Source organism: Sabulicella rubraurantiaca, from assembly GCF_017355885.1.
GTDB lineage: Bacteria > Pseudomonadota > Alphaproteobacteria > Acetobacterales > Acetobacteraceae > Roseococcus > Roseococcus rubraurantiacus.
Window position 1 is genome coordinate 262,931 of record NZ_JAFEUU010000001.1, and the last position, 21,673, is coordinate 284,603.

Below are 21,673 nucleotides of genomic sequence, written 5' to 3' on the forward strand. Positions count from 1 at the left end.
GGGAGCGCTATGGGTAGCGGGAGCCCGAAGGTATCCCGCGTGACACAGCCCTTCCCGTCCCACCTCACACTTGTCTCAAAGCGTAGTGACGCGCACCGCGCCATTCAAGCGATGTGCCTCGCGACGCTGGCAGCCATGCTCGCCGGATGCGGCGGCGAATCGCCGCAAATCGGGCGGCTCTGGCGCGAGGCGACCGGGCAGGAAGCTGCAGGACGGCTGCCGCCTCCTGGCATCGACCGCCCCGCGCCCAACCTCGCCTCCGTGCCTCCGGTGCCGGAACGGCCGGACCTCGCGGCCCGGCAGAGCCTGACCCGGCGGCTGGAGGAGGATCGCTCTGCGGCGGAGCGGCCGGCGCCGCGCCGCGACCCTGGCGCCTTGGAAGCCTCGCCCGGCGCGCCGGACATCGCCGCCGCGCCTCCCACCCCGCCGCGCATCGCGACAGCGCCCGCCGTACCCTGGGCACGGCCACGGGGCGCCCCCGCGGCCCCATCCATCGGCCCGGCCCCGACCCCCGGCGAGGTGCCCGACCTGCCGCCGCCGGAGCTCCTGGCCCCGGCGCCGCCGCCGCCCAACCTACTCGCGCCCGCGCCGCCTCTGCGGTAAAGCCGGCGCGAGAGCCTTGTTCCGAGGAGGGCCATCATGGCCGAAGAGTTCCACCGCATTCGCCGACTGCCGCCCTATGTCTTCGCCGAGGTGAACTCGGCCAAGGCGAAGGCGCGCGCGGCGGCGGAGGACATCGTGGACCTCGGCATGGGCAACCCCGACAGTCCGACGCCCCCGCACATCGTCGCCAAGCTGGTCGAGGCGGTTCAGGACCCGCGCACCCACCGCTATTCCATGTCCAAGGGCATTCCCGGACTGCGGAAGGCGCTGGCCGGCTATTACGCGCGCCGCTTCGGCGTGAAGCTGGACCCGGAAACGGAGGTGGTCGCGACCCTCGGCTCCAAGGAAGGGCTGGCGAACCTCGCCCAGGCCATCACCTCGCCGGGCGACACGATCCTGGTGCCGAACCCCTCCTACCCGATCCACCAGTTCGGCTTCATCATCGCCGGCGCGACGGCCCGCTCCATCCCCTATACGCCCGACGACGCCATGCTGGAGGCGATCGTGCGCGCGGTGAAGCATTCGGTGCCGAAGCCGACCGCGCTGATCGTGAACTTCCCCTCCAACCCGACGGCGCTGCTCGCGAGCCGCGAGTTCTACAAGGAGCTGGTGCGGATCGCCCGTGAGCACGAGCTCTTCATCCTGAGCGACCTCGCCTACGCCGAGTTGTATTTCGACGAGAACAACCCGCCCCCCTCCGTGCTGGAGATCCCGGGTGCGAAGGATTGCACGGTCGAGTTCACCTCGCTCAGCAAGACCTACAACATGCCGGGCTGGCGCATGGGCTTTGCCGCCGGCAACCCGCGGCTGATCGCGGCGCTGGCGCGGGTGAAGTCCTATCTGGATTACGGCGCCTTCACGCCTATCCAGGTCGCGGCGGCCGCCGCGCTGAACGGCCCGCAGGATTGCGTGGCGGAGATGCGCACCCTCTACCGCGAGCGGCGCGACGTGCTGGTGAAGGGGCTGCGCCAAGCCGGCTGGGACGTCCCGCCCTGCGAGGGCTCCATGTTCCTCTGGGCGCCCATCCCGGAGAAGTTCCGCTCCCTCGGTTCGGTCGAGTTCTCCAAGCTGCTTCTGGCCAAGGCCAAGGTCGCGGTCGCGCCGGGCATCGGCTTCGGCGAGCATGGCGACGACCACGTCCGCATCGCGCTGGTGGAGAACACGCATCGCATCCGCCAGGCGCTGCGTGGCATCCGCAGCTTCCTTCAGGGCGACAACGTCGCCCCGGCCGAGGAGGTCGTGGCGAAGTGACGCTCAAGGTTGGAATTGCCGGCCTCGGCACGGTCGGAGCCGGTGTCGTTTCACTGCTGCGGGCCAACGCCAGTGTGATCTCCGCGCGCGCCGGGCGGCCCGTCGAAGTCGTCGCGGTGTCTGCCCGCGACCGCGGCAAGGACCGTGGCGTGGCGCTGGATGGGCTGCGCTGGCACGAGGATCCGGTGGCGCTGGCCGCCGACAACGACCTGGATGCGGTGGTCGAGGTGATGGGCGGGGCGGAAGGCCCGGCCCGCGCCCTGGTCGAGGCGTCGCTGGAAGCGGGCAAGCCGGTCGTCACCGCCAACAAGGCGCTGATCGCCACGCATGGCGCGGCGCTGGCGGCGCTGTCCGGGCGCACGGGTGCCGCCCTCGCCTATGAGGCTGCTGTGGCTGGCGGCATCCCGGTGATCAAGGCCATCCGCGAGGGACTGGCGGGCAACAAGCTCAGCCGCGTCGCGGGCATCCTCAACGGCACCTGCAATTACATCCTGACCGAGATGCGCGTGCAGGGCCTGCCCTTCGACACGGTGCTCGCCGAGGCGCAGCGCCTGGGTTACGCCGAGGCCGATCCGTCCTTCGACATCGACGGCGTGGACGCGGCGCATAAGCTGGCCATCCTCGCTGCGCTGGCCTTCGGGCGGCCGGTGGATCTGTCGGCGCTCCACATCGAGGGCATCCGCCATGTCTCGGCGCTGGACATCGCGCTGGCAGGCGAGCTCGGCTACCGCATCAAGCTGCTCGGCATCGCTTCGCGCGAGGCGGCGGGAGTCGCGGCGCGGGTGCATCCCTGCATGGTGCCGGTGGGCAGCCCGCTCGCGGCAGTAGAAGGGGTGTTCAATGCCGTTCTGGCGGAAGGCGACGCGGTTGGGCGGGTGGTGCTGCAGGGCCGTGGCGCCGGCGCAGGTCCGACGGCCAGCGCCGTCGTGGCGGACCTCGTAGACCTCGCACGCGGGCGCCACACCCCGGTCTGGGGCGCGGCCGAGCCCATGGACACCGCGCCGCCCATGCCGATGGAGCGCCATGTCGGTTCCTACTACATGCGCCTGATGGTGCTTGATCAGCCTGGCGTCATCGCCGACGTGACCGGCATCCTCCGCGATGCTGCGATCAGCCTGGATTCCATGCTCCAGCGCGGCCGCGCCCCGGGCGAGGCGGTCCCCGTGGTCCTCGTCACCCATGAGTGCGAGGAACGGCGGATGAGTGAGGCGCTGTCGCGCATCGAGGCACTGCCTTCCGTGGTGGAGAAGCCCGCCGTGATCCGGATCGAGACGCTGTGACACCGCGCCGCGCCCTTCTGGCCCTGGCCTTGCTGCTGGCGCCACTCACGGCGGGCGCGCAGGAAACCAAGCTGCGCCTGAGCGATTCTGCGACGATCCGCCGTGCGCCGGACGAGCCCGTGGCCATGCTGCGCGCCGAGGCGCGGGCCGCGAGCGCCGCGGCCGCCCAAGCCGCGGTGAACCGCACCGTGACGGTCGCGGTGGAGCAGGCGCAGCGCGTCCAGGGGCTGCGCGTCACGACCGGCCGCTACGCCACGCATCGCAGCGAGGAGCAGCGGCTCTGGCTCGCCGTGCAGTCCATCACGCTGCGGGGTGGCGAGGCCTCGGCGCTGGCCGACCTCGTCGGGACGCTGCAATCGCAGGGCCTGGCCCTCGACATGCTGGGTGCCCAGCTTTCCCAGGAAGCGGAGCGTGAGGTGCGCGAGGAAGCGACGCGCGAGGCCATCCGCCTCCTGCGCGCTCGCGCCGAGATCGTGGCCACGGAGCTGGGGCTGCGCGTCTCGCATCTCGCGGAGCTTTCGATCGACATGGCCCATGACGGTCCGCGCCCGATGATGGCGGCCAGCGCGATGCGCGCGGCGCCGCCGATATCGCTGCCGGAGGACGCGCCGGTGACCGTGCGCGCCTCCGCCGAGGCCATCCTTCTTCCCCGATGAACCCAGGACAGACGACGATGCCAATCGAACCCGGCCAGGTGGTGGACCGCAACCTCGCGCTTGAACTCGTGCGTGTGACCGAGGCGGCGGCGCTGGCCGCGTCTCGCTGGGTGGGCAAGGGCGACAAGAACGCCGCCGATGGCGCGGCGGTGGAGGCGATGCGCCGCGCCTTCGACACGGTCGGGATCGAAGGCACCGTCGTAATCGGCGAGGGTGAGATGGACGAGGCGCCGATGCTGTTCATCGGCGAGAAGGTTGGGCTCTACGCCAAGACGGGTGGCGGCGTGCAGGCGGACATCGCGGTGGACCCGCTGGAAGGAACATCGCTCACTGCCAAGGCCGGGCCGAACGCCATGGCCGTCGTAGCGCTGGCGAGCAAGGGCTGCTTCCTCCACGCCCCCGACATTTATATGGACAAGATCGCGGTCGGGCCGGGCCTGCCGCCGGGCGTCGTGGACCTGGACCTCTCGCCCGGCGAGAACCTTCGCCGCCTGGCCGAGGCGCGCGGCGTTCCCGTCAGCGCCCTGACCGTCTGCACCCTGGATCGCGACCGCCACAAGGACATCATCCGAGCCTGCCGCGAGGCCGGGGCGCGCATGATGCTGATCCCCGACGGCGACGTGTTCGGCGTCGTCGCGGTGTCGCAGCCCGAGACGGGGGTGGACATCTATATGGGCTGGGGCGGCGCGCCGGAGGGCGTGCTGGCCGCAGCCGCGCTGCGTTGCATTGGCGGGCAGATGCAGGGGCGCCTGATCTTCGAGAATGACGAGCAGGTGGCCCGCGCGCGCGACATGGGCATCGCCGACCCGAAGCGGAAATATGAGCTGGAGGAGATGGCGCGCGGCGAGGTGATGTTCGCCGCTACCGGCGTGACCTCCGGCCCCATGTTGCGCGGCGTCCGCATGATCCAGGGCGGCGCCATCACCCATTCCATCGTCATGCGCTCCAAGACCGGCACGGTGCGCTACGTCGAAGGACATCACAACTTTACTATGATGCCCAAGGTCTGATGCAGACCGCGCTCGGCATCGAGCGCAGCCTCACCGGTCGCCGCTGGGTCTGGCGCGGCGGGGATGAGCGGCTGGGCGCGATGCTCGCCCAGCGTCTGTCCCTGCCGGAACTCGTCGGGCGCCTCCTGGCCACGCGCGGGATCGGGGTGGATGCGGCGGCCGACTTCCTGGCACCGACCCTGCGCGCCCTGCTGCCCGACCCCTCGACCATGCTCGACATGGATGCGGCCGCTGCGCGCCTCGCAGATGCGGTGCAGCGCGAGGAGCATGTCGCCGTCTTTGCGGATTACGACGTGGACGGGGCCTGTTCCGGAGCATTGATGGTCGAGGTACTGCGCGGCCTGGGCTGCTCGGTGACCCACCACGTGCCCGATCGCATCACGGAGGGCTACGGGCCGAACGCGCCCGCGCTGGAGCGCCTGATGCTGGGCGGCGCGACGTTGATCGTCTGCGTGGATTGCGGCATCGCGGCCCAGGACGCGCTATCCGTCGCGGAGGGCAGGGCGGATGTCGTGGTGCTGGACCACCACAAGACCGAAGGCCCGGCCCCGCGCATCCGCGCCGCCGTGAACCCGAACCGGCTCGACTGCACATCGGGGCTCCGACAGCTTTGTGCGGCCGGCGTCGCATTCCTGGCGGCCGTCGCGCTGCAGCGCGAATTGCGGCGGCGGGGCTTCTTCGCCGCGCGGCCGGAACCGGATCTGAAGCGCCTGCTCGACCTCGTGGCGCTGGCGACGATCTGCGACGTGGTGCCGCTTTCCGGCGTGAACCGCGCCTTCGTGCAGCAGGGGCTGCGGGTGCTGGCCGGGCGCGGCCGGGCCGGGCTGAATGCGCTGCTCGACATCGCTGCGGGGCGCGATGCCCCCACCGCCCACACGCTTGGCTATGCGCTGGGGCCGCGCATCAATGCAGGGGGCCGGATCTCGATCCCTGATCTCGGCCTTCGCCTGCTGCTGGAGGGCGACGCGGTAGAGGCACGGGCCATGGCGGAACGGCTGGATGCCGTGAATCGCCGCCGCCAGGAGGTCGAGGCGGGGGTGCTTTCCGCGGCCATGGAGGCTGGGCAGCGGCAGCTCGATGCCGGACATGCGGTGCTGTTGGTGTCCGACGAAGGCTGGCATCCCGGTGTTGTAGGGATCGTGGCCGGGCGCCTGCGCGAGCGCTTCAACCGCCCGGCCTGCGTGGCAGGAGTGGATGGCGGGACCGCCAAGGGGTCGGGCCGCTCCGTGCCGGGGCTCGACCTGGGCTCGGCGGTCATCGCAGCGCGGCAGATGGGGCTGCTCTCCGCAGGCGGCGGGCATGCCATGGCGGCAGGCTTCACCCTGTCGGCCGACTCCCTGCCACGGCTGCATGCGCATTTAGACGAGCGGCTAGCAGCGGCGCGCGACCTTCCCGGCGTGGCGGAGTTGGCGCTGGAGGGGGCCCTGCACCTTCGCGGGGCGACGCCGGAACTCGCCGGGCAGGTTGAGCGGCTCTCCCCCTTCGGCCCGGCCAACGAGGAGCCGGCCTTCGCCATCACCCGCGCGCGCGTCGTCCGATCCAGCCGGGTCGGGCGCGAGGGGACGACCATCCGTGCTTTCCTGGAAGGCGAGGATGGGGGGCGTCTGAAGGCGGTCTGCTTCCGCGCAAAGGAAGGGCCACTTGCCGAAGCTCTCCTGGCTCAAGGCACTGGGTCGCTTGCCGTAGCCGGATTCCTTCGGGTGGACCGCTGGAACGATCAGGAAACGGCCTGCCTGCACGTCCTGGACGCCGCGCGCGAAGCCTGAACACCTCTTCCAGTATGGAAATCTTGAGCCCGGCCGACCTTGTCGCGCCGGGCATTTGATTCTTGCTCATGCAAGTAATCGCTCGCCACGGCACAATTGAAATGGGAAAGATATCTGTCTAAAAAGGAAAATATGCGCGCTTGGACTTGTTTGGTTGTAGATAAGGCGGCAATACTCTCTTAGGTTGTAAAGCCGACGCTGTAGGAAAGCAATCTGAAGGTCGGCGCAGCCATATGTCAGGGGTATTGAATGGTCCTTCATATTTCGTACGTGAATGACAAGCGGCGGCTCGACAACGAGGTGCGCCGCAGCCTTGCGGCTTGGCCCCAGCGTTCCCCCCGGTCTTGTTGCGTCCGCCAAGCAGCCCGGCACATGGCTCCGCGCCCGTCCCGAGAATGGACGGCCCGCGACGCAGCCCTACCTGAAGGTTCCGGGCGCAAACCGGCTTCGGACACTTCCGGATGGGCTCTATCTGCATTTTTCGCCGAGCGCGGAGGAGCCTTACGTGGACATCCTTTGCATCGAGGCGTGCGGGACGGTGCAGAACCTGATGGACAAGCGTTCGCGCTTCGCGCCCTCCGTCACCTCGCTACTGGCCGTCTGCCCCGTGGATTGGCTGCTGGCCCCCGTCCAGCCGGGCCATGCTGTGCCGCGCTGGCGCATGATCCGGATGCTGAAGCGCGAGCCGAAGGAGCCGTTGATCCTGCCGGTGCGCGACGCGCGCGTGCTCTTCGCGCTGAAGCCGAAGGACTATCTGGGCTTCGCGCAGACCCAGACCGCGCAGCCGCACGAATTTTTCTGCCCGATGGACCGTTGATCGGGGCAGACCCGCTCACGCACCGGGCGCTGCGGAACCTGATCTCTCGAGCCTCGTTGGCCTCCAACTTCATGGAGCTGCCGGCGAACGATCCTATTTGATTAGGGTGTACAGCATCCGCAGGCTGGTGATGGCGAGGAAGAGCGCGAAGGCGCGCTTCAGCAGCAGGGGCGGTATGGTATGCGCAAGCCGGACCCCCCACGGCGTCGCCACGATCGAGGAGGGCACGATCAAGGCAAAGCCAATCAGGTTCACCCAGCCCAGGGAGTAGGGTGGGCGGCCCTCGGCGCCGATGCCAGCCACAATGAAGCCGATCGTCGCGGGGATCGAAATGATCAGCCCGAATGCGGAGGTGGTGGCGACGGCCTGGCGGATCGGGACGCCCGCCATGTTCAGCACCGGCACACCCACCGTGCCGCCGCCGATCCCCATCATGGCACTGACCGCGCCGATGCCGCCGCCGATGAAATGGCGTGAGGCCCCGCTAGGCAGGCTGTCCCGCAGCCGGAAATCCACACTGGTGACGCCCATGTTGACCGCAACAGCCAGCGCCGTGACGGCGAAGACCAGCGTCAGCCCTGGGCCACGCATCGCAACCGCCAGCGCCGTACCGATCAGCACCCCCACGAAGATCGAGGGGGCCAAGCTCCGCAGGAGCCCGATATCCATCGCACCCCTCTGGTAATGCTTACGAGCCGAGACGATGGAAGTCGGGATGATGGTGGCGAGCGAGGTAGCAACGGCGACCTTCATCTGCGTCGCTTCCGGCACGTCGAAGAGGGGGAGGACGTAGAACAGCACGGGCACGATCACGATGCCGCCGCCTACGCCCAGCAGCCCTGCCAGCACGCCGGACACGCAGCCCGTGAACACCATCGCCGCGGCGAGCCCCGCCAGCCACTGCCAATCCACCATCGGGCTTCGCCTTCCTCATCAAACGGTTCCGCCATAGCTTCGCGGCCCCAACCTGTCACGATGGGCGCACGTGCTGATTACCGACCCCTTTTTCTATACGCTGGCTGTCCCGGCCTTTCTGCTCACCGGGATCAGCAAGGGTGGCTTTGCCTCCGGCGCCGGCAATACGGGCGTGCCGCTGATGTCCGTCGCCATTCCCGCTCCCGATGCGGCCGGGATCGCGCTTCCCGTCCTCTGCGCGATGGACATCTCTGCCGTGCGGGCGTGGTGGGGGCGATGGGACCGGGAATTGCTGCTTTCGCTCCTGCCTGGCGTGGTGGTCGGCATGGCGCTGGGCACGCTGGTCTTCGGGATGCTGTCGGACCGGGCGGTGAAGCTGGTGATCGGCGTGATGACGCTGGCCTTCCTGGCCCGCAGCCTGTTCGCTTCCGGCGAGGCGCCGGCCCGAATGCGGTCGCGCGTGAGGGCCTTCTTCAGCTCCGCGGCGTCCGGCGTCACCTCCTTCATCGCCCATGCCGGAGGGCCCCCGCTGGCGATCTATCTTTTCCCGCTGCGCCTCCCTCGCCAGACCCTGGCGGCGACGACGGCGGTCTTTTTCGCCTTCGTGAACTACGCGAAACTGGTTCCGTACGGCTTCCTGGGCGTGCTGTCCGTGCAGAACCTGTTGACCAGCCTTGTCCTGCTGCCCCTGGCGCCGATCGGGATCAAGATCGGCGTCGTGCTGGCGCAGCGTATGTCGGACCGCATCTTCTATCGGGTGGTCCATGTCCTTCTTTTCCTCACATCCCTGCACCTGATCTGGGAAGGCGGTTTTCGATGATGCTCGGCGTCCTTGGCGGCATGGGGCCCTTGGCCTCGGCGGATTTCATGCGGCAATTGACGCTGCTGACACAGGCGGAGCGCGACCAGGACCACGTTCCCGCCCTGCTGTGGAGCGATCCGCGCGTCCCCGACCGGACGGCGGCACGGCTGGGGAAGGGCGAGGACCCGCTGCCGATGCTGCTGCAGGGCATCAGGGGGATCGAGGCCGCCGGGTGCAACGCCGTCGCCATCCCCTGCAACACCGCCCATGGCTGGTTCGACGCCATGCAGGCGGCGACGAAGCTGCCCATCCTGCACATCGTGGATGCCGCCCGTGAGGAATTGGACCGGCTGGGGGTGGAGGACGGCCCGATCGGGCTGATGGGCACGGCCGGCACGCTGGCCATGGGGCTGTACCAAGGGCGCATCGGGCGGGAATGCCTCGTTCCAGAGCCGGCGCTGATGGAGAGCCATGTCAGCCCCGGCATCGCTCTGGTGAAGGCGAACCGGGTGCACGATGCCTACGCCCCACTGGCCGAGGCCGCGAGGATCCTGCGCAACCGAGGCGCCCGCGCGGTGGTGTTGGGCTGTACGGAAATCCCCCTCGGCATCGCAGCAGGCGAGGCGATGGAGTTCCCGGTGGTGGACACGGTCGCCGCCCTGGCGCGGGCGGCGATCCGTCACATGGGCTTCACGGCGGCCTGACGCGCGGTCAGGTGTCTTGAAACTCCGGGGAGACGCGGCGCCACGCGAAGTGGGTCTCTCCGGGTCAGATCAAGCTTGCCAGACTGGGGCGGGCCGAGCCCGCCCCTAAGCGGGTCAGAGACCCGGACCGTGGGCGACGAACTTCGTCGTCAGATAGGCTTCGAGCCCTTCCGGCCCGCCCTCGCTGCCATGGCCCGACTCCTTCACCCCGCCGAACGGCGTCTCGGCGACGGAGATGCCGAAGGTGTTGATGCCCAGCAGGCCGCTTTCCACCCGCTCCTGCAGGCGGATCGCGCGGTCGCTGTCACGGGTAAAGGCATAGGCGGCGAGGCCAAAGGGAAGGCGGTTCGCCTCAGAGAAGGCCTCCTCCTCCGAGGAGAAGCGGTTGATGAGGGCGACGGGGCCGAAGGGCTCCTCGGTCATCATCCGCGCATTCATCGGCACGTCGGACAGCACGGTCGGGCGGAAGAAGAAGCCCTCATTGCCCATGCGCTCGCCGCCCGTGTGCAGCTTGGCGCCCTTCGAGGTCGCATCGGCGATGAAGGCCGTCATGGCATCCACCCGGCGCGGATTGGCGAGGGGGCCCATCTGGATGCCGGACTCCATCCCGTTGCCGATCTTCAGCGCCTCGGCGGCCTTGGCGAAGGTCTCGACGAACTTCGCGTGGGACTTCTCGTGCACCATGAAACGGGTCGGCGACACGCAGACCTGTCCGGCATTGCGGAACTTGCCGGCCACGGCCATGACTGCCGCCTTCTCGGCATCCACGTCGTCGAAGACCAGCACGGGGGCATGGCCGCCGAGCTCCATCGTGGTGCGCTGGGCCTTCTCGGCGGCCAGCTTCATCAGCTGCTTGCCTACGGCGGTGGAGCCGGTGAAGGACACCTTGCGGATGATGTCGCTCGCCATAATGTGCGTGCTGACTTCGCCCGGGACGCCGAACACGACCTGGATCACGCCGGCCGGCGCGCCCGCCTCAGTGATGAGGCGCGCCATCTCGATCGCCGTCGCCGGCGTCTCCTCGGATGGCTTGATGATGCAGGGGCAGCCGGCGGCGAGGCTGGCCGCCATCTTCCGGGCCGGGGTAATGGCGGGGAAGTTCCAGGGCGCGAAGGCGGCGGTGACGCCCACCGGCTGCTTCAGCACGATGTGGCGCGTCCCGCCCGCGCGGGCCGGAATGATGCGACCATAGGCGCGCTTGCCTTCCTCGGCCATGAATTCGAACACGTCGGCCGCGGCGAGGACCTCGATCTTCGCCTCAGGGTGGGGCTTGCCCTCCTCGAGGGTGAGCATCTCGGCGATGGCGTCCGCGCGCTCGCGCATCGCATCGGCGGTCTTGCGGAGGATGCGGGCGCGCTCATAGGCCGGGGTGTTGGCCCAGACCGGCAGCGCCTTCTGCGCCGCTTCCAGGGCGCGGTCGAGGTCGGCGGTGGAAGCGTGGGGCAGGGTGCCCAGGCTCTGGCCCGTCGCGGGGTTCAGCACGGGCTCGCTGTTGCGGCCCTCAGCGCCGAGCCACTCGCCGGCGATCAGCATCTTGAGTTGGGGGTACTGGGACATCAGCGATCCTCCGTATTCTCCCGGAGGATAGAGGCGATGCGGCCCGGCGCGAAGCCGGGGGTCACATCAGCATTCGCAACCCGGCGCAGGCTCGGAGGAGCCGCGGACGATGTGATGGTCCACCCATTCGGCGACGAGGCGCCGCGCCTCCGTCACAGAGGATTCCGGGTGATGAACGCGATACAGCGTCGTGCAGGCCTGGAAGGCGACCATATCCGGCTGGCCGAGGTCGCGAAGCTCGCGATAGGCAGTGACGACGGCCCGCTCGCAGCGTCGGGCGATGTGGCTGTAGTCGCGACCCATGGTAACCCTCCAAGTTGCGAATCACTCGCAACTTGGAGGGAGGATAGCGACGCTTGAACAAGCGTTCAAGTGACGCCGGGGTCAGGCGCGCGAAACAGCTTCCGCGATCGCCTTGCCCACATCCACCGTGCCGGCCTGGCCGCCCAGGTCGCGGGTGCGCGGGCCGCCGTCGCGCAGCAGCGCCTCGATGGAATCGGTGACGGCCTTGGCCGCTTCCCGCTCACCCAGGTGGTCCAGCATCATGGCGCCGGACCAGATCTGGCCGATCGGGTTCGCCACCCACTTGCCGGCAATGTCCGGCGCCGAGCCGTGCACCGGCTCGAACATCGAGGGGTGGTCCTTCTCGGGATTGATGTTGGCGCTGGCCGCGACGCCGATGGAGCCCGCCACCGCGGGCCCCAAGTCGGACAGGATGTCGCCGAACAGGTTGGAGCCGACCACCACGTCGAACCAGTCCGGGTGCTGCACGAAATGCGCGCAGAGGATGTCGATGTGGAACTGGTCCGTCGTCACCTCGGGGTAGTTCTTCGCCATCTCGGCGAAGCGCTCGTCCCAGTAGGGCATGGTGAAGGTGATGCCATTGGACTTGGTGGCGCTGGTCACCTTCTTTCGCGGGCGGGTCATCGCCAGCTCGAACGCATACTTGATGATCCGATCGGTGCCCGTCCGGGTCAGGATGGATTGCTGCGAGACGAATTCTCGGTCGGTGCCCGGGAACATCCGGCCGCCGACGGAGGAGTATTCGCCCTCGGTGTTCTCGCGCACGACATAGAAGTCGATCTCGTGCGGCGCGCGGTCGGCGAGCGGCGTCTTCACGCCAGGCAGCAGCTTGCAGGGGCGCAACGAGACATACTGGTCGAAGCCGCGCCGGATCGGGATCAGGAGGCCCCAGAGCGAGACATGGTCCGGCACGCCAGGCCAGCCCACCGCGCCCAGGAAGACGCTGTCGCTGTCGCGAAGCTGGTCCAGCCCGTCGTCGGGCATCATCTTGCCGGTCTGGGCGTAGGTCTCGCAGGACCAATCATAGTGCTTCAGCTCCAGCTCGAAGCCGAAGCGGCGGGCGGCCGCGTCGAGGACGCGCAGCCCCTCGGGCGTGGTTTCCTTGCCGATGCCATCCCCGGGAATGACGGCGATGCGGTGCTTGCGGCCGGCCATGGGACGCTTTCCCCTCTTGCTGAACCCGGTCGGGTTACGCCGCGCGGGGTCCCCCGGCAAGACGGCGCAGCAGGACCAGAAGGGGTATGGCCAGCGCAACGAGTCCCGCTTGCACCGCCGGGCGCGGCCCGAATGACAGGTCGAGATTGGCGGCGGCGATGCGCGCGGCGGGGAGATTGGTGGTCAGCGCGTACCAAGCATATTCCAGCCCCGCCGCACCCCCGACCGCAAGCAACACGAGGCAGAGAAGCGCCGCTGGATGCGCCTGCCACCGCGCCGGCAGGAAACGCCACGCCACGAGCCACAGGAACAGCCCCGCCATCAGCACCGGCTGGGAAGTGTCCGCCTTGCTCTGGATGAAGGCATGCAGCAGGGCGATGGTGGCGATGGGAAAGACCAGCTTGTGCAGCTTCTTCCAGCGCCGCCCGAGCCGCTTCATCCAGCCATCCGTGCTCGTCCAGCCGAGCACCGTGAGACCCAGCAGCGCCGTGAAGCCCAGGGCGAGGTAGAAGCGCGATGCGATTTCCAAAGCTGCGCGCCAGATCACCCAGTTCTGGTCGGCCACGTACAGTGAAAGGTGCAGCACCGCCCAAGCCAGCGTCCCCAGCCCCAGCATCCGCCTGATCGTGAACAGCCGCGGCCAGGAGAGCGCCCGCCCCAACGGCGTGACGGCGAGGGTGATGACGAGGAAGCGCAACGCCCAGCGCCCCGTCTCATGCATGGCCTGGTTCAGCGGCTCCGGCCCAAGCCCGTGCGAGAGGGCAAGGTACAGGATCCATCCGGCCGGCAGCACCAGAGCCAGAAGCGTCGCGATCCGCAATGGCGAGACGCGCCCCGCCCGGTCGCGCCAGGGCGCCATGGTCACAGCCAGTTCCGCATCAGGATCGCGTGCGCGACGCGCCCTGTTTCATCCAGCGGTGGGCGGGGCGGCGGAGGCTCGGCGCCAAGTGGAGCGGCGAGGCGCCGTGCGTAAAGTTCGGCGAGCAGGCGGCGGTGGCGCGGCCCAAGCCCAGGTGGCTCAGCCACGAAGAGCGGCGCGGGGGAGAGCAGGGATTCCGACAGCATAGAAATTGAGTCTCCCGTCACGACCAACCGCCCTGCCTGGGCCAGGAGGGAAAGGTATGGATTCGGCCCATCCGCGCCGAAGCGATGCAGGTGGTGCGGCGTGCCGCGAAGGGCCTCCTCCACCGCGCTTGCCGCTTCCTCGCCCGTGCGGCGGGAAGTGGTGACGAAGAGGAAGCCGCCAAGCCCAGCCGCTCCGCGTGCGAAACGAGCGGCGAGGGCAGGGTCCATCCCCTCGCCACGCACAGGACCGCCGAGCAGCAGCGCCACGTCGCAATGGGGAAGACGCGGCGCGGCCGCCAAGGTCTCGGGTGTGACGCGGTGGGTGGAACCAAGTATTTGCAGTTGGTTACCGGCCTTTTTTGCGCCGTCATGCGAGCCGACCACCAGCAGGTCAAAATCGTCCGCGCCCAGCCGCGGCCACATGCAATGAATCGTCCGCACCCCGCGCCGCCGCAGCCAGCGCGAGACGGGCACGGCACGGCGTCCGGCGGAAATGGCGATTCGGGGCCAGGGCGGAGCGAAGGCGGCAGTTTCGGAAACGCCTAGAAGTGTCGGAAAAGGCAGCGGAAGCGACGCCCAGCGCGACCAGACCAGCTTCACGCGCCGGAACGGCACGCCCAGCCGCTCGGCGATGCCCAGGGCCTGCGCGCCGGTGCCCGCGCGCGGATCTTCCAACACCCAGACGGGTTCGGTCATTGTCGCGCCACCTGTGCACGGCTATCGGGAGAATGGCTTTCCCGGGGTTCCAGCATGACCATCCACCACGATTCCGGCTTCGACCGCGACGCCGCCCTGACCACCGCGCGCATCCTCCTGGAGATCAAGGCCGTCAACTTCCGGCCGGAGGACCCCTATACCCTGACCAGCGGCTGGAAGAGCCCCGTCTATATCGACTGCCGCAAGATCATCTCCTACCCACGGGCTCGGGCGCGCATCTGCGACCTCGGCGTGGAGAAGATCAACCGTGCCGTCGGCTTCGAGACAATCGAGAGCATCGCGGGTGGCGAGACGGCGGGCATCCCCTTCGCGGCCTGGATCAGCGACCGCATGAACGTGCCCATGGCCTATGTTCGCAAGAAGCCCAAGGGCTTCGGGCGCAACGCTCTGATTGAAGGTGACGTCCCGGTCGGCAAGGAAACCCTGCTGGTCGAGGATCTGACGACGGATGGCGCCTCGAAGATCCGCTTCGCCCAGGCGCTGCGCGAGGCGGGGGCGAAATGCGCCCACACCTTCGTCGTGTTCTATTACGGCGTCTTCCCCGGATCCTTCGAGCAGATGAAGGCCATGAACCTGTCGCTGCACCACCTCGCCTCCTGGTGGGACGTGCTGGAGGTGTGCCGCGAGCGCGACTACTTCCCCGAGGCCTCGCTGGCGGGGGTACGCCGCTTCCTGGAGGATCCGGTGGGATGGAGCCGTGCCCATGGCGGCGTCGGCAGCCTGGACGAGGCGCTGGCCCACAAGGGCAAGGGCCCCTGACGGGCGAGGAGGGGACATGAAGCGCTGGCTCATCGCCTTTCTGTTCCTCGTCTTGCCGGCGATGGCGCAGGGCCGCGACACGCTCACCATCGGCATCACGCAGTACCCCTCCACCTTTCACCCGAACATCGACAGCATGGCCGCGAAGTCCTACGTGCTGGGCTTCGCGCGCCGCCCTGTCACCGCCTACGACGCCGAGTGGCGCGTCACCTGCCTCCTCTGCGAGACGTTGCCGACGCTCGAAAACGGCCTCGCGGTGCGGGAGCGTACGCCGGACGGCAAGGACGGCATCGCCGTCACCTGGGTGCTACGCGAAGGCCTTCGCTGGGGCGACGGCACGCCCCTCACGACCGAGGATCTGCGCTTCGCCTGGGAGGCGGGGCGCGAGTCAACGACCGGCTTCGGCCCCGCCGAGTTCTACCGCTCCGCCTATGAGTTCACTGCCCATGACGCGCGGCGCTTCACCATCCGCTTCGACAAGGTAACCTTCGAGTTCGCCAGCCTTGGCGATTTCGCGCCTCTGCCCGCGCATTTGGAGCGCGAGCGCTGGCGGGCTGACCCGCGCGCCTATCGCAGCCGCACGCTCTACGACACGGAGCCGGCAAATCCCGGCCTCTGGAACGGCCCCTACCGCATCACTGCGGTCCAGCCCGGCGCCGGCGTGACGCTGGAGCGCAACGAGCACTGGTCCGGACCTCCCCCGCACTTCCGCCGCATCCAGGTCCGCACCGTGGAGAACACAGCGAGCCTGGAGGCGCAGCTTCTCGCTGGGCAGGTGGACATGGTCGCCGGCGAGCTTGGTCTGCCGGTGGAGCAGGCCTCGGCCCTGATGCGCCGGACTGGCAGCCGCTTCCATGTCGAATACAAGCCCGGCCTGATCTACGAGCATGTGGACCTTCGCCTTGATCATCCCGCGCTCTCTGACCGGCGGGTGCGGCAGGCGCTGCTGCATGCGTTGGACCGGCCGCAGATCGTCGCGCGGCTCTTCGAGGGGCGGCAGACCGTGGCGCACTCCACCGTGAACCCGCTCGACTGGGTGCATGAGGCAGCGACCCGCCAATACGCGCATGACCCGGCCCGCGCTGTTGCCCTGCTGGAGGAAGCCGGCTGGCGCCCCGGCCCCAATGGCATCCGCGTGAATGCTTCTGGCGAGCGCCTATCCTTCGAACTGATGACCACCGCGGGCAATCGCTCGCGCGAGGCCGTGCAGCAGGTGATCCAGGCGCAGTGGCGCGCGGTGGGTGTCGAGGCGCGCATCCGCAACGAACCGCCGCGCGTGCTGTTCGGTGAGAGCCTGTCCCGCCGGCGCTTCGGTGGCGCCGCCATGTATGCCTGGATCTCCGCGCCCGAGGGCGTGCCCCGCACCTCCCTCCACTCGGAGGAGATTCCCTCCGCCGAGCGGAATTGGGCCGGCCAGAACTACACGGGCTTCCGCAATGAAGAGATGAACGCGCTTCTGGAAGCGCTGCCGCAGGAACTGGACCGCGAGAAGCGGCGCGACATGTGGCGACGCCTCCAGGCCGTCTATGCCGACGAACTGCCGGCCCTGCCGCTCTGGTTCCGCCAGGACGCACATCTCTGGCCGCGCTGGCTCGAAGGGGTACGTCCGACCGGGCACCTCAATTCCTCCACGCTCTGGGCCGAGGAATGGCGGGCGCGCTGATCCTGCGCCGCCTCGCGCAGATCGCGGTGACCACCGCGATCCTGTCGCTCTGCGCCTTCCTCTTGATCGGGCTGATGCCGGGTGACCCGATCGACCTCGCCATCGCCGGCGACCCGCGGCTTTCCGCCGAGGATGCGGCGCGGATGCGGGCGCTGCACGGCCTGGATCAGCCCTTGCTTGCCCGCTACCTCGCCTGGGCGCAGTCCGTGCTCGGCGGAAATTTCGGCCATTCCCGGCTCTTCGCGCAGCCCGTCTCCGCGCTGCTCGGCCCGGCGCTGCTCTCGACGCTGGAGTTGCTGGGCCTCGCTCTGCTGCTGGCTGTGGGGGCAGGGGTCGGACTTGGGGCGCTGGCGGCGCTGCGGCCGCGCTGGTCAGGCCCGGTGCAGGCCCTGGCGCTGGCGGCCCAGGCCATGCCCACCTTCTGGCTCGGCCTCCTCCTTATCATCCTATTTGCCGTCACGCTCGGCTGGCTGCCGGCGGGTGGGGCGGAAGGCGGCTGGCGTTTCCTCCTCCTGCCGGTCGTCACCCTGGCCTTCGCCAACCTCGCTGCCTACACGCGCCACTCAGCCGCCGCGCTCACCGCAGCTCTGGCCGAGCCGCATATTCGCACCGCCCGCGCCAAGGGTGCATCGGAGGCACGCGTGCTATGGCGCCATGCCTGGCCGAACGCAGCCGTGCCCGTCATCGCCGTCGCAGCGCTGGATGCCGGGGCGCTCGTTTCTGGGGCGCTGGTTACGGAGACGGTCTTCGCCCGGCCCGGCATGGGCAAGCTGATCTTCGACGCCGTGATGGGCAGCGACTTCAACCTCGCCCTGCTTGCGCTGCTGGTCGTCGCGGTGGTGACCATGCTGGCGACGCTCGCCGCCGATCTGATCCAGCGCTGGCTGGATCCGCGCCTCGCGTGAAGTCGGGGCTTCTCATCCTCGGCGCGCTGGCCCTGGCGGCGCTGGCTGCACCAATTGCCTCCGCCGCTCTCGGGCATGACCCGTTCCTTCCCGATCTGTTCAATCGCTTCGCGCCGCCTTCCGCCGCGCATCCGCTCGGCACGGACGAGCTGGGGCGGGACGTGTTGCTGCGCCTCCTGCACGGGGCGCGGGTTTCGCTTGCGGTCGGGCTGGCCGCGGCGATGGCCGCGACGGTGGTCGGAACGGCGGCGGGGCTGCTCGCCGCCTGGAAGGGCGGCTGGGTGGATGCGGCGCTGATGCGCCTCGCCGACGGGATGCTGGCGCTGCCGGCGCTGCCGCTCCTCGTCATCCTGGCGGCGCTGGATCCGGCGGCGATCGGCCTTCCGCGCGGCGAGGCGCTGTCCGACATGATCCGCATCGCAGGACTACTGGCCTTGTTTGGCTGGGTGGGGGTGGCCCGGCTGGTGCGGGCCGGGGCGCTCTCCGTGCTGGCGCGAGACTTCGTGCGCGCGGCGAGGGCGATGGGAGTGGGCGAGGGGCGCATCCTTCGCCGCCACGTCCTGCCGGAGCTTGCGGCGCCGATTGCCATCGCGACGGCGCTCGCGGTTGGCGGCGCCGTGCTGGCCGAAAGCACGCTCAGCTTCCTTGGCCTCGGCATCGCGCCGCCCGCGCCCTCCTGGGGCAACATGCTTGCCAATGCGCAGGAGGTCGCGTTTCAGGCGCCGCTCGTCGCGCTCTGGCCGGGGCTTGCCATCCTGCTGGCGGTGCTGGGCTGCAACCTCGTCGCCGACGCTATTTCGCGGAAGCGGCGCTGAAGGCGCCGATCCGGCGCGCGAAACTCTCCTGCACGGCGGAGGCATGATCCTCCATGACCCGACGCAGTGTGCCGAGGTCCGGGATCTCCCGTCCCACCAGCGCGCCCGCGACGTCGCGCATCGCCTCCTCCGCGGTGGGAGGCAGCGCTGCCTCGCGCCACTTGCCGACCGTGAGGCGCAGCAGGCTGAGCAGGGTCCGCCACAGCCGCTCCGCCTGGATCAGCGTCTCGGCCTCGCGCTCATCCAGCAGTCCCTCGCGGCCGAGAGCGCGCAGTACCTCACGCGTCGTGCCGCGGAGGAGCCTCGGGTGGGTGCGGGCGTGGGCCACGCTCATGGCCTGGGCGATGAACTCGACCTCCGTCAGCCCGCCCTGCATTCCCTTGATGTCCCAGGGACCGTCGGGCGGCAGGTCGCGAAGCAGGCGCGCCCGCATTGCGGCGGCGTCGGCCAGCACGGCCTCGACGTCGCGCTGCTGGGTCAAGGCAGACCGCACCGCGTCGCGCACCGCGCGCGACAGTGCCGTGGGGCCGGCGATGACCCGTGCCCGGGTGAGGGCCATGCGCTCCCAGGTCCACGCCTCCTCGGCGTGGTAGCGCTGGAAGGAGGCGAGGCGCACCGCCACCGGACCCTTGTTGCCCGAGGGGCGCAGCCGCATGTCCACCTCGAAGGCGCGCCCCTCCGCGCCCGGCGCCGTTAGCGCCGCAACGATCTGATGCGCGAGCCGGATGAAGTATTCCGACGGCGCGAGAGAGCGTGGGCCGCCCTGGCTGCCCTCCGCCTCCGGGTCGCAATCATAGATCAGGATCAGGTCGAGGTCGGAGGCGGGCAGCATCTCGCGCCCACCCAGCTTGCCGAGCGCCAGCACCGCCATGCCACCGCCCGGCACCTCGCCGAACCGGCGGGCGAAGTCTGCCTGGACGGCCGGCAGCAAGGCAGAAACGGCAGCGTCGGACACGGCGGAGCGGCATTCGCCCGCGCTGTCTGCGTCCATCCGTCCTTCCAGAGCAGCCGCATCCACCTCGAACATGCGCTCGACCACCATGCGGCGCGTCGCCTCCAGCGCATCGTCCAGGTCGCGCGCCTCGCGCAGCAGGGCGGGCAAGGTGGCGAGTGGCTTCTCGCCCGGCGGAGCGTGGGTGCCGGCCAGCAGTCCTTCCAGTGCGGCCGGTCGCCGGGCCAGATGATCGGCCAGTGTTGGCGCGGCACCAAGCAACCCCGCCAGGCGAACCAGCAGGCGCGGATTGCGGTGCAGCACCGAAAGGAACTGCACCCCGGCCGCCAAACGGCCGAGGAGGGAGTCGAGCCGCGCCAGCGCCGCTTCCGGCTCCCTCTGCCGCGCGAAGGCGGCCAGCAGGGCGGGCATCATCTCCGTCAGCAATTCGCGCGCCCGTTCGGAACGCGTGGCGCGCGGACGGCCATGGTGCCAGCCGCGTACCATCGCCGCGACGGAGGAGGGATCCCGGAACCCCATGCCACGCAGCGTCTCCAGCGTTTCCGGGTCGTCCTCGACGCCCGTAAAGACGAGGCTGCCGCCTTCGCCTTCGCTGGCGGAAAGCCGGGGCGCTGCCTCGAACATGGAGGCGTAGTGGCTCTGCACCCGCAGCTGATGCTCGGTCAGCACGGCGGAGAAGGTCTCGGCATCCGGATAGCCCATGAAGCGGGCGATGCGGGCGAGTTCCTCAGGTGCCTCGGGCAGCCTGTGCGTCTGCCGGTCCGCCACCATCTGCAGGCGATGCTCGGTGTTGCGAAGGAAGACGTAGGCGTCGGCGAGATCGGCGGCGGCGCGGCGGTCCATCTTGCCCGCCCCGGCCAGCGCCGCCAGCGCGCCAAGCGTCGTGGGATCGCGCAGCGCCGGATCGCGCCCGCCCCAGATCAGCTGCAGGACCTGCGCGGTGAATTCGATCTCGCGGATGCCGCCGCGGCCGAGCTTCACGTCATGCCCCGCCACGGCGATGGTTCCACCCGCACCCCTTTCCCCCTTGTGTCGGTGGATCTGGCGCTTGATGGAATGGATGTCGGCGACCGCCGCGAAGTCGAGGTGCCTGCGCCAGACGAAGGGGCGCAACTCCTTGAGGAAGGCGTCGCCGGCCGGGCGATCCCCAGCGACGGGGCGCGCCTTGATCATCGCCGCCCGCTCCCAGTTCTGGCCCAGGCTCTCGTAATAGGTGAGCGCCATGGGGACAGAGACGCAGAGCGGCGTCGCAGCCGGATCTGGACGTAGGCGAAGATCGGTCCGAAAGACGTAACCCTCGCCAGTGCGTTCCTCCATTAGCCGCACGAGGTCGCGCGCCAGCCGCACATAGGGGGCGGCGCCGTGCTCCTCGTGGTAGGCTGCCGAATCGGGATCATGCAGCAGCATCAGGTCAATGTCGGAGGAATAGTTCAGCTCCCTCCCACCCAGCTTCCCCATGCCGAGCACGATGAGGCCGGAGCCGCGGGTGATCGCGCGCGGCTCGCCCTTGGCGCGGGGGAGGCGGATCTGACCGCGGCGATGGGCGTCCAGCAGCAAATGGGCGCAGGCGAACTCGATCGCGTTCTCCGCGAGGTCGGAGAGGGCGCCGGTCACGCGGTCCAGGCTCCACATCCCCGCGAGATCGGCGGCGGCCGCGACCAGGGCGCCCTGGCGCTTGGCGCGGCGCAGCAGCGTCGCAACCGCTTCGCGCGGCGAGGCGGGATCGGCCTTGGACAGCGGCTCCAGCGCGCAGGCCATCGCATCCTCCGCCCCGCGATCCAGCAGGCGGATGAGGCTCGGCGCCTCCCCGACGGCGAGGTCGGAGAGGAAGGGGCTGTGGCCGCCGATGCGATCCAGCAGGGCCTGCGCGTCAGGACGCTGGGCAAGGGCCTGGCGGGCCGCATCGCCCTCGGCGAGGCGGGCGCGCAGCGCTGCGGCGGCCGCGGGGTCGTGGATCGGGCTCTCGGGCATCGGGACA

At 69.6% G+C, this 21,673-nt stretch carries 20 protein-coding genes; 13 read left to right on the forward strand and 7 right to left on the reverse strand.

All coding sequences use genetic code 11. The features are described from left to right. Nucleotides 1–39: 39 nt before the first annotated feature. The 7 genes from JTJ31_RS01340 to JTJ31_RS24425 all read left to right on the forward strand — a co-directional run bounded on the left by JTJ31_RS01340 (nt 40) and on the right by JTJ31_RS24425 (nt 7,383). Nucleotides 40–603, forward strand: a complete 564-nt coding sequence (locus tag JTJ31_RS01340) for a hypothetical protein (protein ID WP_207536799.1) — start codon at nt 40–42, stop codon at nt 601–603. Between the two features lie 36 nt (nt 604–639). After that, entirely contained in the window at nt 640–1,854 is a 1,215-nt protein-coding gene (locus JTJ31_RS01345) for an LL-diaminopimelate aminotransferase (protein ID WP_207536800.1), read from the forward strand. Continuing rightward, nucleotides 1,851–3,134, forward strand: coding sequence for a homoserine dehydrogenase (locus JTJ31_RS01350; protein WP_207536801.1), 1,284 nt, complete (start codon nt 1,851–1,853; stop codon nt 3,132–3,134). The genes JTJ31_RS01345 and JTJ31_RS01350 overlap by 4 nt, the downstream gene beginning before the upstream one ends. Further along, on the forward strand, nt 3,131–3,790 hold the full coding sequence (locus JTJ31_RS01355; RefSeq protein WP_207536802.1) for an SIMPL domain-containing protein: 660 nt from the start codon (nt 3,131–3,133) through the stop codon (nt 3,788–3,790). The genes JTJ31_RS01350 and JTJ31_RS01355 overlap by 4 nt, the downstream gene beginning before the upstream one ends. A gap of 17 nt (nt 3,791–3,807) precedes the next feature. Beyond that, nucleotides 3,808–4,800: a class II fructose-bisphosphatase gene (gene glpX / locus JTJ31_RS01360; protein ID WP_207536803.1), complete on the forward strand. Its 993-nt coding sequence runs from the start codon at nt 3,808–3,810 to the stop codon at nt 4,798–4,800. Then, nucleotides 4,800–6,566 (forward strand): single-stranded-DNA-specific exonuclease RecJ, encoded by a 1,767-nt coding sequence (gene recJ, locus JTJ31_RS01365; protein WP_207536804.1) that lies wholly within the window; start codon nt 4,800–4,802, stop codon nt 6,564–6,566. The genes glpX and recJ overlap by 1 nt, the downstream gene beginning before the upstream one ends. 505 nt (nt 6,567–7,071) lie before the next feature. Further along, a complete protein-coding gene (locus tag JTJ31_RS24425; protein ID WP_236019757.1) occupies nt 7,072–7,383 on the forward strand; it encodes a hypothetical protein in 312 nt (103 codons plus the stop codon). A gap of 93 nt (nt 7,384–7,476) precedes the next feature. Here JTJ31_RS24425 and JTJ31_RS01375 read toward each other — a convergent pair whose 3' ends face one another. Further along, a complete protein-coding gene (locus tag JTJ31_RS01375) occupies nt 7,477–8,298 on the reverse strand; it encodes a sulfite exporter TauE/SafE family protein (RefSeq protein WP_207536805.1) in 822 nt (273 codons plus the stop codon). A gap of 70 nt (nt 8,299–8,368) precedes the next feature. Between JTJ31_RS01375 and JTJ31_RS01380 the strand changes: the two genes are divergently transcribed. Both JTJ31_RS01380 and cuyB read left to right on the forward strand, forming a co-directional pair. Beyond that, nucleotides 8,369–9,118: a sulfite exporter TauE/SafE family protein gene (locus JTJ31_RS01380; RefSeq protein WP_207536806.1), complete on the forward strand. Its 750-nt coding sequence runs from the start codon at nt 8,369–8,371 to the stop codon at nt 9,116–9,118. Continuing rightward, nucleotides 9,115–9,804, forward strand: a complete 690-nt coding sequence (cuyB, locus tag JTJ31_RS01385) for a cysteate racemase (RefSeq protein ID WP_207536807.1) — start codon at nt 9,115–9,117, stop codon at nt 9,802–9,804. Before JTJ31_RS01380 ends, cuyB begins: the two co-directional genes overlap by 4 nt. A 114-nt stretch (nt 9,805–9,918) precedes the next feature. Here the strand turns inward: cuyB and JTJ31_RS01390 are convergent, their stop codons facing one another. The 5 genes from JTJ31_RS01390 to JTJ31_RS01410 all read right to left on the reverse strand — a co-directional run bounded on the left by JTJ31_RS01390 (nt 9,919) and on the right by JTJ31_RS01410 (nt 14,580). Beyond that, on the reverse strand, nt 9,919–11,361 hold the full coding sequence (locus JTJ31_RS01390) for an NAD-dependent succinate-semialdehyde dehydrogenase (protein ID WP_207536808.1): 1,443 nt from the start codon (nt 11,359–11,361) through the stop codon (nt 9,919–9,921). 66 nt (nt 11,362–11,427) lie between these two features. Continuing rightward, on the reverse strand, nt 11,428–11,664 hold the full coding sequence (locus JTJ31_RS01395; protein WP_207536809.1) for a hypothetical protein: 237 nt from the start codon (nt 11,662–11,664) through the stop codon (nt 11,428–11,430). Nucleotides 11,665–11,745: 81 nt separating this feature from the next. After that, nucleotides 11,746–12,819, reverse strand: a complete 1,074-nt coding sequence (locus JTJ31_RS01400; RefSeq protein WP_207536810.1) for a tartrate dehydrogenase — start codon at nt 12,817–12,819, stop codon at nt 11,746–11,748. A gap of 34 nt (nt 12,820–12,853) precedes the next feature. Beyond that, nucleotides 12,854–13,678, reverse strand: coding sequence for a protein-methionine-sulfoxide reductase heme-binding subunit MsrQ (locus JTJ31_RS01405; protein WP_207536811.1), 825 nt, complete (start codon nt 13,676–13,678; stop codon nt 12,854–12,856). Between the two features lie 2 nt (nt 13,679–13,680). Next, the gene (locus JTJ31_RS01410) at nt 13,681–14,580 is read right to left on the reverse strand and encodes a mitochondrial fission ELM1 family protein (protein WP_207536812.1); all 900 of its coding nucleotides are present in this window, start codon (nt 14,578–14,580) and stop codon (nt 13,681–13,683) included. A 54-nt stretch (nt 14,581–14,634) separates the two neighbouring features. Between JTJ31_RS01410 and JTJ31_RS01415 the strand changes: the two genes are divergently transcribed. From JTJ31_RS01415 to JTJ31_RS01425, 4 genes are read left to right on the forward strand one after another with little or no spacing between them, the layout of a single operon-like run. Next, entirely contained in the window at nt 14,635–15,360 is a 726-nt protein-coding gene (locus JTJ31_RS01415; protein ID WP_207536813.1) for an orotate phosphoribosyltransferase, read from the forward strand. 16 nt (nt 15,361–15,376) lie between these two features. After that, entirely contained in the window at nt 15,377–17,023 is a 1,647-nt protein-coding gene (locus JTJ31_RS01420) for a peptide ABC transporter substrate-binding protein (RefSeq protein ID WP_207536814.1), read from the forward strand. Then, complete coding sequence (locus JTJ31_RS24430) at nt 17,008–17,928, forward strand: ABC transporter permease (RefSeq protein ID WP_236019758.1); 921 nt, start codon at nt 17,008–17,010, stop codon at nt 17,926–17,928. Before JTJ31_RS01420 ends, JTJ31_RS24430 begins: the two co-directional genes overlap by 16 nt. Then, entirely contained in the window at nt 17,925–18,743 is an 819-nt protein-coding gene (locus JTJ31_RS01425; RefSeq protein ID WP_328805634.1) for an ABC transporter permease, read from the forward strand. The genes JTJ31_RS24430 and JTJ31_RS01425 overlap by 4 nt, the downstream gene beginning before the upstream one ends. On the opposite strand, the gene JTJ31_RS01430 is transcribed toward JTJ31_RS01425, so the two are convergent. Beyond that, the gene (locus JTJ31_RS01430; RefSeq protein WP_207536816.1) at nt 18,721–21,666 is read right to left on the reverse strand and encodes a bifunctional [glutamine synthetase] adenylyltransferase/[glutamine synthetase]-adenylyl-L-tyrosine phosphorylase; all 2,946 of its coding nucleotides are present in this window, start codon (nt 21,664–21,666) and stop codon (nt 18,721–18,723) included. The genes JTJ31_RS01425 and JTJ31_RS01430 overlap by 23 nt on opposite strands. Between the last annotated feature and the right edge of the window lie 7 nt (nt 21,667–21,673).

Excerpts from the sequence above, each read along its gene's own strand:
- JTJ31_RS01345 (WP_207536800.1), top strand. The coding sequence starts at position 640 with ATGGCCGAAGAGTTCCACCGCATTCGCCGACTGCCGCCCTATGTCTTC.
- glpX (WP_207536803.1), top strand. The coding sequence starts at position 3,808 with ATGCCAATCGAACCCGGCCAGGTGGTGGACCGCAACCTCGCGCTTGAA.
- recJ (WP_207536804.1), top strand. The coding sequence starts at position 4,800 with ATGCAGACCGCGCTCGGCATCGAGCGCAGCCTCACCGGTCGCCGCTGG.
- JTJ31_RS01375 (WP_207536805.1), bottom strand. The coding sequence starts at position 8,298 with ATGGTGGATTGGCAGTGGCTGGCGGGGCTCGCCGCGGCGATGGTGTTC.
- cuyB (WP_207536807.1), top strand. The coding sequence starts at position 9,115 with ATGATGCTCGGCGTCCTTGGCGGCATGGGGCCCTTGGCCTCGGCGGAT.
- JTJ31_RS01390 (WP_207536808.1), bottom strand. The coding sequence starts at position 11,361 with ATGTCCCAGTACCCCCAACTCAAGATGCTGATCGCCGGCGAGTGGCTC.
- JTJ31_RS01395 (WP_207536809.1), bottom strand. The coding sequence starts at position 11,664 with ATGGGTCGCGACTACAGCCACATCGCCCGACGCTGCGAGCGGGCCGTC.
- JTJ31_RS01400 (WP_207536810.1), bottom strand. The coding sequence starts at position 12,819 with ATGGCCGGCCGCAAGCACCGCATCGCCGTCATTCCCGGGGATGGCATC.
- JTJ31_RS01405 (WP_207536811.1), bottom strand. The coding sequence starts at position 13,678 with ATGGCGCCCTGGCGCGACCGGGCGGGGCGCGTCTCGCCATTGCGGATC.
- JTJ31_RS01410 (WP_207536812.1), bottom strand. The coding sequence starts at position 14,580 with ATGACCGAACCCGTCTGGGTGTTGGAAGATCCGCGCGCGGGCACCGGC.
- JTJ31_RS01415 (WP_207536813.1), top strand. The coding sequence starts at position 14,635 with ATGACCATCCACCACGATTCCGGCTTCGACCGCGACGCCGCCCTGACC.
- JTJ31_RS01420 (WP_207536814.1), top strand. The coding sequence starts at position 15,377 with ATGAAGCGCTGGCTCATCGCCTTTCTGTTCCTCGTCTTGCCGGCGATG.
- JTJ31_RS24430 (WP_236019758.1), top strand. The coding sequence starts at position 17,008 with ATGGCGGGCGCGCTGATCCTGCGCCGCCTCGCGCAGATCGCGGTGACC.
- JTJ31_RS01430 (WP_207536816.1), bottom strand. The coding sequence starts at position 21,666 with ATGCCCGAGAGCCCGATCCACGACCCCGCGGCCGCCGCAGCGCTGCGC.